At 53.1% G+C, this 14,226-nt stretch carries 12 protein-coding genes and 1 pseudogene; 6 read left to right on the forward strand and 7 right to left on the reverse strand.

Going from position 1 to position 14,226, the window contains the following annotated elements:
* The 3 genes and pseudogenes from ABJQ89_RS12095 to infB form a co-directional block, all read left to right on the forward strand.
* Positions 1–176: pseudogene (locus ABJQ89_RS12095) on the forward strand (transcription termination/antitermination protein NusA); the annotation flags it as partial.
* Between the two features lie 24 nt (positions 177–200).
* Positions 201–830 (forward strand): RNA-binding protein, encoded by a 630-nt coding sequence (locus ABJQ89_RS12100; RefSeq protein WP_348496486.1) that lies wholly within the window; start codon positions 201–203, stop codon positions 828–830.
* Positions 831–3,320, forward strand: a complete 2,490-nt coding sequence (infB, locus tag ABJQ89_RS12105) for a translation initiation factor IF-2 (protein ID WP_348496487.1) — start codon at positions 831–833, stop codon at positions 3,318–3,320.
* 83 nt (positions 3,321–3,403) lie between these two features.
* Here infB and ABJQ89_RS12110 read toward each other — a convergent pair whose 3' ends face one another.
* The 4 genes from ABJQ89_RS12110 to ABJQ89_RS12125 form a co-directional block, all read right to left on the reverse strand.
* On the reverse strand, positions 3,404–3,535 hold the full coding sequence (locus tag ABJQ89_RS12110) for a hypothetical protein (RefSeq protein ID WP_348496488.1): 132 nt from the start codon (positions 3,533–3,535) through the stop codon (positions 3,404–3,406).
* Positions 3,536–3,663: 128 nt separating this feature from the next.
* On the reverse strand, positions 3,664–4,062 hold the full coding sequence (locus ABJQ89_RS12115) for a (deoxy)nucleoside triphosphate pyrophosphohydrolase (RefSeq protein WP_348496489.1): 399 nt from the start codon (positions 4,060–4,062) through the stop codon (positions 3,664–3,666).
* Positions 4,059–5,285 (reverse strand): bifunctional glutamate N-acetyltransferase/amino-acid acetyltransferase ArgJ, encoded by a 1,227-nt coding sequence (argJ, locus tag ABJQ89_RS12120; protein ID WP_348496490.1) that lies wholly within the window; start codon positions 5,283–5,285, stop codon positions 4,059–4,061. The genes ABJQ89_RS12115 and argJ overlap by 4 nt, the downstream gene beginning before the upstream one ends.
* 3 nt (positions 5,286–5,288) lie before the next feature.
* Positions 5,289–6,137 (reverse strand): peptidylprolyl isomerase, encoded by an 849-nt coding sequence (locus ABJQ89_RS12125; RefSeq protein ID WP_348496491.1) that lies wholly within the window; start codon positions 6,135–6,137, stop codon positions 5,289–5,291.
* A gap of 174 nt (positions 6,138–6,311) precedes the next feature.
* On the opposite strand from ABJQ89_RS12125, the gene secA reads away from it, so the two are divergent.
* From secA to ABJQ89_RS12140, 3 genes are all read left to right on the forward strand, one after another.
* Positions 6,312–9,014 (forward strand): preprotein translocase subunit SecA, encoded by a 2,703-nt coding sequence (gene secA, locus ABJQ89_RS12130; RefSeq protein ID WP_348496492.1) that lies wholly within the window; start codon positions 6,312–6,314, stop codon positions 9,012–9,014.
* Positions 9,015–9,132: 118 nt separating this feature from the next.
* Complete coding sequence (locus ABJQ89_RS12135) at positions 9,133–10,170, forward strand: hypothetical protein (protein WP_348496493.1); 1,038 nt, start codon at positions 9,133–9,135, stop codon at positions 10,168–10,170.
* Between the two features lie 27 nt (positions 10,171–10,197).
* Positions 10,198–11,757 carry a phosphate ABC transporter substrate-binding/OmpA family protein gene (locus ABJQ89_RS12140; protein WP_348496494.1) on the forward strand — a complete coding sequence of 520 codons (1,560 nt, stop codon included), beginning with the start codon at positions 10,198–10,200 and terminating at the stop codon, positions 11,755–11,757.
* Here ABJQ89_RS12140 and radC read toward each other — a convergent pair.
* From radC to ABJQ89_RS12155, 3 genes are all read right to left on the reverse strand, one after another.
* A complete protein-coding gene (radC, locus tag ABJQ89_RS12145) occupies positions 11,754–12,515 on the reverse strand; it encodes a DNA repair protein RadC (protein WP_348496495.1) in 762 nt (253 codons plus the stop codon). The genes ABJQ89_RS12140 and radC overlap by 4 nt on opposite strands.
* 96 nt (positions 12,516–12,611) lie before the next feature.
* Positions 12,612–13,760, reverse strand: a complete 1,149-nt coding sequence (gene dnaJ, locus ABJQ89_RS12150) for a molecular chaperone DnaJ (protein WP_348496496.1) — start codon at positions 13,758–13,760, stop codon at positions 12,612–12,614.
* Between the two features lie 85 nt (positions 13,761–13,845).
* Positions 13,846–14,226, reverse strand: a 381-nt coding sequence (locus ABJQ89_RS12155; RefSeq protein ID WP_348496497.1) for an Hsp70 family protein, incomplete at its 5' end; no start/stop codon positions are given.

Raw genomic sequence — 14,226 nt, forward strand, 5'->3', positions numbered from 1 at the left:
CACGCGTAAAAGACGATGGCTTGCTAGAACAGTTCGGAGTGGAACTCGAGGACGCGCAATCCATGATTATGACAGCACGTGTTCTGCTGGGTTGGGTTGATCCTGCCGAGTTGGAAGTTGCGGCTGACGATGAAGATCTGGAAGACGGTGAAACGTCTGAGGAGTCTGAGGTCTGATCTCAGGCCTCAGGGTTTCACACAGTGACGCGCGGCGGCACACATAAGGATCGGTCCAGCGGACCAGAGCGCCAGTGTATTGCGACACGGGAAAATCTTCCTATGTCGCAAATGGTGCGCTTTGTTGTTGGACCTGATGCGCAGATCGTGCCAGATATCTTGGGCAAATTGCCTGGACGTGGTATTTGGGTTTCAGCGGATAAGTCGGCTTTGGAAAAGGCTGCGAGTAAAAACTTATTTTCCCGCAGCGCCAAAATGCCGGTGAAGGTGCCGGATGGTTTGGTCGAAGAGGTCGAAACGCAAATTACACGGCGTTTGGTTGAATTGATAAGCCTAGCGCGTAAATCAGGTGGCGCTGTTGCAGGTTACGAAAAGGTAAAAGGCTGGCTTTCCAATGAGGAAGCTGAAGTTCTTATTCAAGCCTCTGATGGGTCAGAGCGTGGAAAGTCGAAATTAAGCACGCCGCACTACGGCACATTCATCGGTTGGTTGACTGCAGATGAACTTGGATTGGCCTTTGGGCGGCAGACTGTGATACATGGCGCGCTAAGCGCTGGCGGACTCACCTCTCGTGTAGTAGAGGAAGCCCAAAGATTAAAAGCGATACGAGAAGTTAGCGACGGCAGGGGCCGTCCGAAAGGAAAAGACAGCTAAATGAGCGATAACGACGGCAAAAAGACATTGGGTGTACGCGGCGCAGGTTCGCGTCCCGGAAATGTAAAACAAAGCTTCAGCCATGGTCGCACGAAGAATGTTGTGGTCGAAACCAAGCGCAAGCGCATTGTGGTGCCCAAGCCTGGTGCGACAAAGCCTTCGGGTGCTGGTTCTGTAGCAGGCGGCAATCCGGCCAAACGTCCTGCTGGGATCACCGATGCAGAGATGGAACGCCGTCTCAAGGCTGTTCAAGCTGCGAAAGCACGCGAAGTAGAAGATGCTGCCCGCCGCGAAGCGGAAGAGAAAGCACGTACAGCTGACCGTGAGCGTCGCCGTGCTGAAGCAGAAGCAAAAGAAGCAGAAGAGCGGGAACGCGCTGAACGTGCTAAGGCGAAGGCTGAAGCAGAGATTGCTGCGAAGAAAGCGGCTGAAGAAGCTGCGCGTGCCGCTGCCGCTGCGCCTGTTCCAACGGAAAAGCCAGCTGCTGCTGCACGCCCAGCACCTAACAAGCCTGCACCTGCAGCAACGCCGCGCAAAGCCGATCGCGAACGTGATCAGCGCAACCAGCGCGGTAAAGGTGGAAATGACGGTCGCCGCTCTGGCAAGCTGACATTGAACCAAGCCCTATCTGGTGGTGACGGTCGTCACAAATCCATGGCTGCAATGAAGCGTAAGCAAGAACGTGCGCGTCAAAAAGCAATGGGCGGCGCGGTTGAGCGCGAAAAGATCATTCGTGATGTTCAGCTGCCTCCAGCAATTGTTGTGTCTGAATTGGCCTCTCGTATGGCTGAAAAGACCGGCGCTGTTGTGAAGGCGTTGATGACCAACGGTCTGATGGTGACGCAGAACGAAACGATTGATGCGGATACCGCTGAACTGATCATCGAAGAGTTCGGCCACAAGGTTGTCCGTGTTTCTGATGCCGACGTTGAAGACGTGATCGCAGAAGTTGTTGACGATGAAAAAGACCTCAAAGGTCGCCCACCGATCATCACGATCATGGGTCACGTTGACCACGGTAAGACGTCTTTGCTGGATGCGATCCGTAATGCGAAAGTTGTTGCTGGCGAAGCCGGCGGTATCACGCAGCACATCGGTGCATATCAGGTCACAACCGACAACGGCACTGTTTTGAGCTTCCTTGATACACCGGGCCACGCGGCGTTTACGTCGATGCGCTCTCGTGGTGCTCAGGTTACGGACATTGTTGTTCTGGTTGTTGCTGCGGACGACGCGGTTATGCCGCAAACGATCGAAGCGATTAACCACGCGAAAGCGGCCAACGTGCCAATGATCGTGGCGATCAACAAAATCGATAAACCGGATGCAAACCCTGACAAAGTGCGTACCGATTTGCTTCAGCATGAAGTGATCGTCGAAAAGATGTCTGGTGAAGTTCAGGACGTCGAAGTGTCTGCGATCTCGGGCCAAGGCCTTGATCAATTGCTTGAGGCGATTGCGCTACAGTCCGAAATTCTCGAACTGAAAGCCAACCCTGATCGCGCAGCACAAGGTGCTGTTATCGAAGCGCAGCTTGATGTGGGCCGTGGTCCAGTCGCGACTGTTTTGGTTCAGACTGGTACATTGCGCCAAGGCGACATCTTTGTTGTGGGTGAGCAGTACGGTAAGGTTCGCGCCTTGATCAATGATCACGGCGAGCGCGTGAAAGAAGCCGGTCCTTCGGTTCCTGTTGAGGTTCTTGGCCTGAACGGCACACCAGAAGCGGGCGATGTTTTGAACGTTGTTGATACGGATGCACAAGCGCGTGAAATCGCTGAGTATCGTGAGAAAGCGGCCAAAGACAAACGTGCGGCGGCTGGTGCTGCGACGACACTCGAGCAGTTGATGGCGAAGGCCAAAGACGACGAGAACGTCACAGAGATGCCAATTCTTGTGAAAGCGGATGTTCAAGGTTCTGCTGAAGCAATCGTTCAAGCGATGGAAAAAATCGGTAACGACGAAGTCCGCGTTCGTGTTCTGCACTCTGGTGTTGGTGCGATTACAGAGACAGACATCGGTCTTGCCGAAGCGTCTGGCGCACCTGTGATGGGCTTTAACGTACGTGCGAATACGTCCGCGCGTAACACGGCCAACCAAAAGGGCGTTGAAATTCGCTATTATTCCGTAATCTACGATCTTGTGGATGACGTGAAAGCGGCGGCCTCTGGTCTGCTCTCTGCGGAAATTCGCGAAAACTTCATCGGTTATGCGAACATCAAAGAGGTCTTCAAAGTTACGGGCGTTGGCAAAGTTGCTGGCTGTATCGTCACCGAAGGTGTTGCACGCCGTTCTGCGGGCGTTCGTTTGCTACGCGACAACGTTGTTATCCACGAAGGTACGCTTAAGACACTTAAGCGCTTTAAGGACGAAGTTGCGGAAGTTCAGTCTGGTCAAGAATGCGGTATGGCGTTTGAGAACTATGACGATATCCGCGCAGATGACGTAATCGAAATCTTCGAGCGTGAAGAAATCGAACGTAATCTCGACTAAGTCGTAAAGTTTCGAAATAGAAAAAGGCCCGAACGAAGGTTCGGGCCTTTTTGCATTGAGTGAGTGAAAATTCGTGAGCGGTTTTAAGCAGCTTTTACAGGTGTGCCTGCAAAGTCACGATTGTCCACAGAAACAATGATACGTCCATCCGCAAGAGCGCGAACAAAAGTACCTTGAACTTGGATACAAGTACCGATGAGTATTGTGCGAAGCATGGTTCTCTCTCCCCAAAGATCCAGCGTGTTGCTGAAACATGCGTAACGTTCGACTCAAGTTGTCACAAAAATGTTAACGTTCCTATAACAATTTTGTCAAAAATGACATTTTGTTGCCACTTTTCCCCTTACAGCCAGTCTCGGAGGATCGGAATTAGCGGAATATCCGCTGCGGGCATCGGATATTTGGCCAAATCTCGCGCGTGAACCCACTTTAGGGCCTGGTTTTCCCGAGATTGTGGAATCCCCTCCCATTTGCGGCAGGCAAACAGGGGCATAAGAAGGTGAAATTCATCGTAACTGTGGCTCGCGAATGTGAGCGGCGCGAGGCAGCTGGCCCATGTGTCTATGCCAAGCTCTTCTTGAAGCTCGCGGATCAGAGCAGCTTCTGGCGTTTCGCCTGCTTCGACTTTGCCGCCGGGAAATTCCCATAGACCAGCCATGGATTTACCTTCAGGGCGTTGCCCCAAAAGGACGCGACCATCAACGTCGATCAGGGCAACCGCACTGACTAGAACTGTTTTCATGACCGGTAATCCGCGTTGATTGTGATGTAGCCGTGTGTCAGATCACAGGTCCACACCGTGCTTTTGCCCGTTCCGACGCCCAGATCGACGCTGACTGTAAGCTCTGCGTTTTTCATATAAGCAGCGCCGTCTTCTTCCTTATAGTTGGGGCTGACCCAACCGTTTTCAGCGACAAGAACATCACCAAAGCGAATGCTGATCAAATCGCGATCGGCTGCGGCACCTGATTTACCAATGGCCATAACAATGCGGCCCCAATTGGGATCTTCACCCGCAATCGCGGTTTTCACCAAGGGCGAATTGGCAATCGCAAGGCCGTGTGTGCGGGCCTCAGCGTTGTTCGCAGCGCCGGTGATTTGGATTTCGACCAGTTTGGTCGCTCCTTCGCCATCGCGAACAACTTGTAGCGCGAGGTCTTTCATCACGCTGTGCAAGGCATCGCGGAAGGCCGCATTGCCCGCCGCTTTGGCGCCGCTTGCGCCGGTTGCGGCAACAAGCAAGGAGTCAGATGTGGATGTGTCGCTGTCTACCGTGATGGAGTTGAAGGTGACTTCGTTCAATTCACTCAGCATCGCTTGTAATTCATCGCGCGCAATTTTTGCATCGGTGAAAATATAGACCAGCATCGTCGCCATATCAGGCGCGATCATGCCAGAGCCTTTTGCGATGCCTGCGATAGAAACCTGCTTGCCATCGACGTCGATCACGGCGCCAGACCCTTTGGTGTAAGTGTCGGTTGTGAGGATCGCCTCAGCGGCAGCTTCGATATTGTCTTCGCTGAGCAAACCCGCGAGTTCGTTCACCTTTTCGGTGATCCGTGCATGCGGCAGCGGCTCACCAATAACACCTGTTGAGGATGAAAAGACACGTGTTTCAGGCAGATCGAGCGCCTTTGCAACGGCTTCGGTGACCGCGCGCGTCGCCTCAATTCCGTTCTTGCCAGTAAAGGCATTAGCGTTACCTGAGTTTACGATAATTGCAGCGCCTGCATCGTTGTCCAAACCAATCTTGGCTTGGCAATCTAGAACAGGTGCGGCGCGGGTCATCGACTTGGTGAAAACACCGGCAATATTGCTTCCCGGTGCAATCTTGGCAAGCATGACATCTGTGCGCCCGGAATAGCGCACACCTGCTTCAACAGTAGCAAAGGACACGCCGCTGATACGCGGCAAAGACGGAAACTGCTCCGGTGCGAGAGGGGAGCGAGGCGGCGTGTCTGCCATAGTTTAGTTCTCCAACAATGAGAGGTCTTTGAGCAAGGATGGATCGATGTCTTCGGTTGTTTTCTTAGAAATCGTCGCACCTGCCGTCAATTTGGAAATGTAGTCATCAACGACGTTCATACGCACTTGCTGTTCCATTTCTGCACGCACATCTTCGAGCTTGGGCGCTTCTTTTGCGCGAGAGTCATTTAGTTTGATTACGTGCCAGCCAAATTGTGTCTTGATCGGTGCAGACACTGCGCCGACTTCCATATCTACGACTGCGTTTTCAAACTCAGGCACCATTTGACCCTTGCCGAACCATCCGAGCGCGCCGCCGCGTGGACCTGACGGGCCGGTGGATTTCTCTTTTGCGAGCTCAGCGAAGTCAGCGCCGCCCTCGAGCGTTTTCACCAGCGCATTGGCTTCTTCTTCTGTCTCAACAAGGATATGGGACGCGTCGAATTCCATTTCGGGATTATCGGCCGCACCTGCATATGTTGCATCATAAACCGCTTGAACCGCTTCGTCCGTGACGGCGTCCTTTAGAACGCCATCCATATGTTCAGCCGCCAAAAGCGCGCGGCGTTCGTTTTCAAGCGCAGTTTGAACGCGTGCTGGAACTTCTTTGAGTTCTTCGGCCAAAATGGTCTGTTGAACCAATTGATCCAACAGGCCGTTGAACAGAACATCAGCAGGCAAATTACGATATTGATCAGGCAAAGCGGACTGAGCCACGATCATGTGACCCAATGTGATCTCCACGCCGTTTACGGTCGCGACAACCGTTTCTGCATCGTTTTCAGCCTGCGCAGGCAGCGCTAAGGTCAAAGCAAGAGCCGCGGAGGCCAGAAATTGGGTGCGTTTTAACATCGTTTATTCCTTGTTTTAGGCGGCTTCCTTGCGCGCCGTTGACACTGGCAAACCCGACCACTACATCGCTTTAAGGCCATGGTTCGGGCTGTCTTCACCCTCGTATCTATGGGTTGCGTGCAGGGCGGGCAAGCAGAGCCTGAGCACAAAGACGTCAAGGATGGATGAGCGCAGATGCTAGGACTTGGAAAAATCGCCAAAAAGGTCTTCGGAACACCGAATGATCGCAAGGTTAAGGCAACGCGCCCGATCGTTGAAAAGATCAACGCGTTGGAGCCTGAGTTCGAAAAACTCAGCGATGAAGGTCTAAAGCAAAAGACGGAAGAACTCGCCAAGCGTGCGATGGACGGCGAAAGCCTCGATGACTTGCTGCCAGAAGCATTTGCGAACTGCCGCGAGGGCGCGCGTCGCGCTCTGGGTTTGCGAGCGTTTGATACACAGCTTATGGGCGGTATCTTCCTGCATCAGGGCAATATCTCTGAAATGAAAACAGGCGAGGGTAAAACCCTAGTTGCGACACTGCCTGCATATTTGAACGCACTGACGGGCAAAGGCGTGCACGTTGTTACAGTGAACGACTACCTTGCCAAACGTGACGCGGAATGGATGAGCAAAGTTTTCGGTGCCTTGGGCCTGACAACTGGTGTGATCTATCCCCAGCAGCCTGACGAAGAAAAGAAAGCAGCCTATGCCTGTGACGTGACATATGCCACGAACAACGAGCTGGGCTTTGACTATCTGCGCGACAACATGAAATCCGAGTTGTCCCAGATGTTCCAACGCGAACATAACTTTGCAATCGTCGATGAGGTGGATTCGATCCTGATCGATGAAGCACGTACGCCGTTGATCATTTCCGGCCCGGCCGCAGATCGCTCTGAACTGTATCTTGCGATTGATATGGTAATCCCGTCCTTGCTACCTGAGCACTACGAGATTGACGAAAAATCGCGCAATGTGTCCTACACGGAAGAAGGCAACGAGTTCCTAGAGAACCTACTGCTTGAGCAAGGTCTGCTGCCAGAAGGCGCGACGCTTTATGATCCTGAAAGCACGACCATTGTTCACCACGTGAACCAAGGTTTGCGCGCGCATAAACTGTTTGAGCGTGACAAAGAATATATCGTGCGTGACGGCGAAATCGTCCTGATCGATGAGTTTACAGGTCGCATGATGTCTGGCCGTCGCTTGTCCGATGGTCTGCACCAAGCGATTGAGGCAAAAGAAAACTGCCCAATTCAGCCGGAAAACGTGACGCTGGCGTCTGTGACGTTCCAGAACTATTTCCGCCTCTATAACAAGCTGTCCGGCATGACCGGTACGGCGATGACCGAAGCGGAAGAATTTTCTGAGATTTATGGTCTGGGCGTTGTTGAGGTTCCAACAAACCGCCCAATCGCACGTGAAGATGAGCACGACCAAGTCTTCCGTACTGCCAAAGAAAAATACGATGAGATCGTTACCATCGTCAAAGAGGCCCATGAAAAAGGTCAGCCTTGTCTCGTGGGTACGACGTCGATTGAGAAATCTGAGTTCCTGTCCAATATGCTGAAAGAAGCGGGTCTGGAGCATAACGTTCTGAACGCTCGTCAGCATGAGCAAGAAGCGCAGATCGTTGGTGATGCTGGTAAGCTTGGCGCGATCACGATTGCGACGAACATGGCCGGTCGTGGTACAGATATTCAGCTTGGTGGTAACGTTGAGCTCAAGGTTCTGGAGGCATTGGCGGCAGAGCCTGAGGCCGATCCAGAAGCCGTGCGCGCGCGCATTGAAGAAGAGCATCAGGTTTGGCGCCAGAAGGTTCTGGACGCGGGTGGTCTTTATATCATCGCGACAGAGCGCCATGAGAGCCGCCGTATTGATAACCAACTGCGTGGCCGTTCTGGTCGTCAGGGCGATCCGGGTCGTTCCGCGTTCTTCCTGTCGCTCGACGATGACTTGATGCGTATCTTCGGGTCCGAGCGTTTGGACAATGTTCTGTCCAAGCTTGGCATGAAAGAAGGCGAAGCGATTGTGCACCCTTGGGTGAACAAATCTCTTGAGCGTGCGCAGGCGAAAGTTGAAGGCCGTAACTTTGATATTCGTAAGCAGCTTTTGAAGTTCGATGATGTGATGAACGATCAGCGTAAGGTGATCTTTGGCCAGCGTCGCGAAATCATGGAAGCAGAGGATCTATCCGAGATTGCGCAGGATATGCGCTATCAGGTGATCGAAGATTTGATCGATCAATACATGCCGCCCAAGACCTATGCGGATCAGTGGGACATGGAAGGACTGCAAACGGCCGTTGCTGAATCCATCAACATTGATGCGCCTGTTGCCGAGTGGGGCACTGAGGAAGGTGCAGACGATGATGTGATCCGTGAGCGTCTTGAGAAAGCCGCGGATGAATCAATGGCGCAAAAGGCGGCTGCATTCGGTCCAGAAAATATGCGTATGATCGAAAAGCAGATTTTGCTTCAAACGATCGATGGCAAGTGGCGCGAGCACCTTGTGACGCTTGAGCATCTTCGCTCTGTCGTCGGTTTCCGTGGCTACGCACAACGTGATCCGCTGAACGAATATAAGAACGAAAGCTTCCAACTGTTCGAAAGCATGCTGGATAGCCTGCGGACCGAAGTGACTCAGAAATTGGGTCAGGTGCGTCCTATGACGGCAGAAGAGCAAGCAGAGGTGTTGGCGCAAGCACAGGCGCAACAAGCGTTGATTCAAGAGGCGGCAAAAGAAGCCTCTGCTGAAGCGTCTCAAGCTCCTGAGCCAGCGGTTGAAGGCTTTGACGAAACGGACAGCTCTACTTGGGGCAATCCGGGTCGCAACGATCCTTGCCCATGCGGGTCTGGCAAGAAATTCAAACATTGCCACGGTGCTTTGAGCTAAAACCAAACAAGGCGGGATTGCGCTAAAGAGTCCGAAAGACTCCTTGCCGCTGTCCAAATCTCGCCCTGTTTGAACGCGAAAACGGTCTCCGAACTTATTCCCTTCGGAGGGCTACAACGTGGATATCAAACGGATCGTAATGGCTGGTGGCGTTCTCGCGACTGCGGGTGCAATTGGCTTTGTCATGCAAAATGGCGACACGGCAAAAGCACGCTATGCGCAGACAACTGTTCCAGATATTTCGGGCACCGCGAGTGACCCTCTTGAAGTCACAGATATTGCGCTGACGTCTTCGAGTGTGGTTGTTGATTCTTCAACCGAAGCTACGCCAAAGAGCTCTGTGGCGTCTGACGTTGATACAACAACCGTTGAAATGCCTGCGAAGGAAATGGAAGAGCCTGTGATCAGAACTGCGGGTCTTGGCGACGTAGCTGTGCCAAGCGCTGATATGTCTGAAGCAGATGCACCTGCTGCTCTTTGTGACATCGACGTTACCGCAGTAGCGGCAGACGCGGCCATGGTTGATCTGTCTTTGAGCGCGGATTGCTACCCGAACGAACGCGTGACTTTCCACCACAATGGTATGATGTTCACCGATGCGACGGACGAGAATGGTAAGCTTGACCTCTATATTCCAGCTTTGGCTGAAAATGCGGTCATCATCGTTGCCTTTTCGAATGGCGAAGGCGCCCTTGCAAACGCTCGCGTGCCGTCACTTGTAGATTTTGACCGCTATGTTGTGCAATCAAAGGCGAAGAGCGAGCTACACATCAATGCCTTCGAATTTGGTGCAAACTTCCGCGATGAGGGGCACGTCGATATCGATTCCGATCGAACAATGGCAGATGCTGCGGTTGGGACAGGTGGCTTTATTACATCACTTGGTGACGCCACGCGCGGTGACGACCTGATGGCTGAAGTTTACACATTCCCAACAGCGCTAACTGAAAAAGAAGGCGATGTGCATGTTTCTGTTGATGCTCAAGTGACAACGGCGAACTGTGGTTTGGATATCGATGCTCAAACTTTGGAAGTACGCCGTGCAGGTCAGATGAAAGTACAGGATCTGTCGTTGCAGATTCCAGCATGTGACGCCGTTGGTGACTTTCTCGTATTGCAAAATCTGCTACAAGACTTGAAAGTTGCGCGTAACTAAACGCGCGGCATTCGGGACAAAAGCCCTATGATGGTACACCGTGCGGCGAGATTCGCCGCATTTTTCATGTTGTTGTTTACGGCTCCGCTCGCTGCGCAGGATGTGACGTTGACCTCGCCGGATGGTTCGGTGGAAATCAACGGGACTTTGCTTGGTTTTGATGGCGACTTTTACCGCCTTGAAACCATCTATGGTGAGTTGACGGTCGATGGATCGGGCGTGAATTGCGAAGGGCCGGCCTGCCCTGATCTGCAAAATTATGTCGCTGAGCTTTCTGTGTCGGGCTCAGCCACAATTGGCGAAGTCTTGATGCCTGCGTTGATCGAGGCTTTTGCGCTTCAAGCTGGCTATATCGCGAAACGTACCCCCGTTGACGATACCCACTTCAAATACAGCCTGCGCAACAAATCTGATCAGGCCTTGGTCGCGGAGTTTACCTTCCGCGTGACCAACACCGATGAAGGGTTTGGCGATCTGCTCGCGGATGAAGCGGACATTGTAATGTCTTTGCGTGAAATTCGTCTTACGGAAAACCGCCGTGCGCGCGAGGCGGGAATTGGGGATTTGACCGAAGCAAACCGCAGCCGTGTCTTGGCGCTGGATGCAATGGTGCCGATCACGGCGCCAGGTAACCCGGTGGATATGATATCTCCCGCAGCGCTGGCGCGGGTTTTTGCAGGGCGCGTGACAAATTGGCAGGACCTCGGCGGTCCAGATGCGCCGATTTCTATTCATTTACGGGATTCTAAATCAGGTGTTTCGCAGGCTATTCAAGATCGCCTGATGGCGCCGGCTGGCTTAGTTTTGGACAGCAACATTGTGCGGCACGCCTCTAACAAGGCATTGACCCAAGCCGTTACGGACGATCCGTTTTCAATCGGGATCTCCAGTTATTCGGAAACGGGCAACGCTGATGTGCTTGTCCTGACGGGCGCTTGCGGCTTTTCATTGCGCGCGGGGCGCGTGACGATCAAGACGGAAGATTATCCACTGACGGCGCCTATGTTTCTCTACATTCCAGCGCGTCGTTTGCCCAAACTTGCACGTGATTTTTTAACGTATACGCGTTCGCCTTCGGCGCAGATTGTAATCCGTCGCGCTGGCTTTGTGGATCAAGCACCCGAGGAGTTGTCGATCAATCAGCAAGGTGATCGATTTGCCAATGCGATTTCGCTGATCGGGACAGAGATTAATCTAAGCGAAGTGAAGCGCTTGGTTGAGGTTCTTTCCCCTATGAAACGGCTCAGCACCTCTTTCCGTTTCCGTACCGGATCGAGCGACTTGGATGCGCAGTCGCTTTCTAACGTACAGCAATTGGCGCGCGCGATTGAGACGGGCGTTTACGATGAACGCGAAATCAAATTTGTTGGTTTCAGTGATGGTCAAGGGCCATCAGACGGCAATCGCCAAATAGCTGAGCGTCGGGCGCAGGCGGTTCTTGCTGCGGTTAAGAAAGCCGCTGAGACTGTTGATCTGGAAGATCTCAAAATCAGCGTTGACGCCTTCGGTGAAGCGCTGCCAATGGCGTGCGATGATAGCGCGTGGGGGCGACAAGTGAACCGCCGTGTCGAGGTGTGGGTGCGCTAAAGAAGCCCACTGCTGACAAAGCTGGTTTCGCCAGATGCGCCGATGATCAAGTGATCGTGCAGTGTTATCGAAAGACTATCTGCGGCTTGCTTGATCATATTGGTCATTTCGATATCGCTTTTAGAGGGTGTCGGATCGCCTGACGGATGGTTGTGCACGAGGATAATTGCACAGGAATTTAATTCGAGCGCGCGTTTTAGAACTTCACGAGGATAGACTGGCACATGGTCCACAGTGCCGACGCCTAGCACCTCATCCGCGATGAGCATATTGCGCCGATCTAGAAAGAGAACGCGAAATTCTTCGGTTTCTTTGTGCGCCAGAGCAGTACGGCAATAGGTGAGAACAGCATCCCAGCTAGAGATTAGCGGACGATGCGCTATGCGCGCTTTGGCAAGCCTTTTAGAGGCGGCATGGATGAGTTTAAGGTCCTGACTGACAACAGTGCCGACTGTAGCTTCTAGCCGCGCGCTTTCGGCGGTGAGTGCGCTCGCGATATCACCAAACTCCTCGAGCAGTTGCCGCGCGATAGGGCGGGTGTCCTTGTTTGGTGACGTCTTAAGTAAGATGAGTTCCAGGAGATCAGCGTCGCTAAGGCGTTCTGCCCCATTTTCCTGAAGCCGTGCGCGTAACTTTAAATGGCGTTCACGAAGCTTTTTGTCGAATAGCCCAAGGCGTTTGCGAGAGGTTTTGTCAGCGCTACGCGGATCAAATGCGGGGGCTGAGACGTCGGCGAAATGTGTGTGTTGTATGCTCATACAACAGTGTTCGCGCGATTCGATAAATTTTGAGTTAAAATGAAAAAGCCCGACGTCATTGAAGACGCCGGGCTTTGTTCAAAATTGTCCGAAGCGTTAACTCTTCATGCCATCCCAGAAAGATTTAACCGAAGAGAAAAAGCTTTTGCTCTCGGGATTGTTGTCCTCTGAAAGCTCTTCAAATTCCCGCAGCAACTCTTTTTGGCGGCTGGTGAGGTTGACCGGCGTTTCAACGGCAAGTTCGATGAACATATCACCACTGCCACCACCGCGTAGCGCCGGCATTCCTTTGCTCCGCAGTCGCATTTGACGGCCAGATTGGCTGCCAGCAGGGATTTTCACACGGCTACGACCACCATCGATGGTCGGAACTTCGATATCACCGCCCAAGGCTGCAGCGGACATGGAAACCGGTACATTGCAGAACAGGTTTGTGCCCTCGCGCTCGAACAGCTTGTGTTTCGCCACTTCGATAAAGATGTAGAGATCGCCAGCTGGGCCGCCACGCATGCCTGCTTCACCCTCGCCGCCGAGCCTGATGCGCGTGCCGGTTTCGACGCCTGCAGGGATGTTCACGCTTAGCGAACGTTCCTTTTCGACGCGTCCTTGGCCACCGCAAGACCCACATGGGTTCTTGATGATCTGCCCCATGCCGGAACACGTCGGGCAGGTCCGTTCGACCGTGAAGAAACCTTGCTGCGCGCGAACCTTGCCCATGCCGGAACAGGTTGGGCAATTGGTTGGCTCAGCGCCACCATCAGCGCCAGTGCCGTCACAGCCAGAGCAGTTTACAGCAGTTGGTACGTTGATGGTTTTTTGCATGCCAGAGAAGGCATCTTCGAGCGAAACTCGCATGTTGAAGCGCAAGTCAGAGCCGCGCGCTGCACGGTTGCGTCCGCCACCGCCGCCACGTTGGCCGCCCATGAAATCGCCAAACAGATCGTCGAATACATCTGAGAACGCAGAAGAGAAGTCACCTTGGCCGCCACCAGGACGTCCGCCGCCACCGCCCATGCCACCTTCAAAGGCGGCATGACCATAACGGTCATAAGCTGCTTTCTTTTCAGCGTCTTTGAGGACTTCGTGGGCCTCATTCGCCTCTTTGAACTGTTCTTCGGCCTTGGGGTTGTCGGCATTGCGATCGGGATGCAGTTCTTTGGCTTTCTTGCGATAGCCCTTCTTGATCTCGTCCGCAGATGCGCCTTTGGAAACGCCCAGAACTTCGTAATAGTCTCGTTTTGACATATTGCTCCCCTTTGGGAAACGCATTGGGCCGGCCCGGTGAAACTCAGGCCGGCCCTTTAGGGTTAATCACGCTAACCAGCGCGCCTTACCCGCGTTTTTCGTCGTCGTTCAGATCTTCGAAGTCGGCATCAACGATGTCGTCATCAGCGGGGCCAGCATCAGCTGCCATTGGCTCATCGTCTGCTTCATCTTGGGACGCCTTGTAGATCGCTTCACCAAGTTTCATCGCAGATTCAGTCACGTTCTGGATGCCGTTTTTGATCTTGTCGGCGTTGTCTGTTTCCAGCTCGTCCTTGAGCGCAGCAATCGCCAGTTCGATTGCTTCAACTGTCGTAGGATCAACCTTGTCAGAGTGCTCTTCCATAGACTTTTCAGTCGAGTGGATGAGGCTTTCCGCTTGGTTTTTCGCTTCGATCAGCTCGCGGCGTTCTTTATCCGCATCCGCATTCTCTTCTGCGTCTTGAAC

It is taken from the genome of Planktotalea sp., assembly GCF_039984035.1.
Classification (GTDB): domain Bacteria; phylum Pseudomonadota; class Alphaproteobacteria; order Rhodobacterales; family Rhodobacteraceae; genus Planktotalea.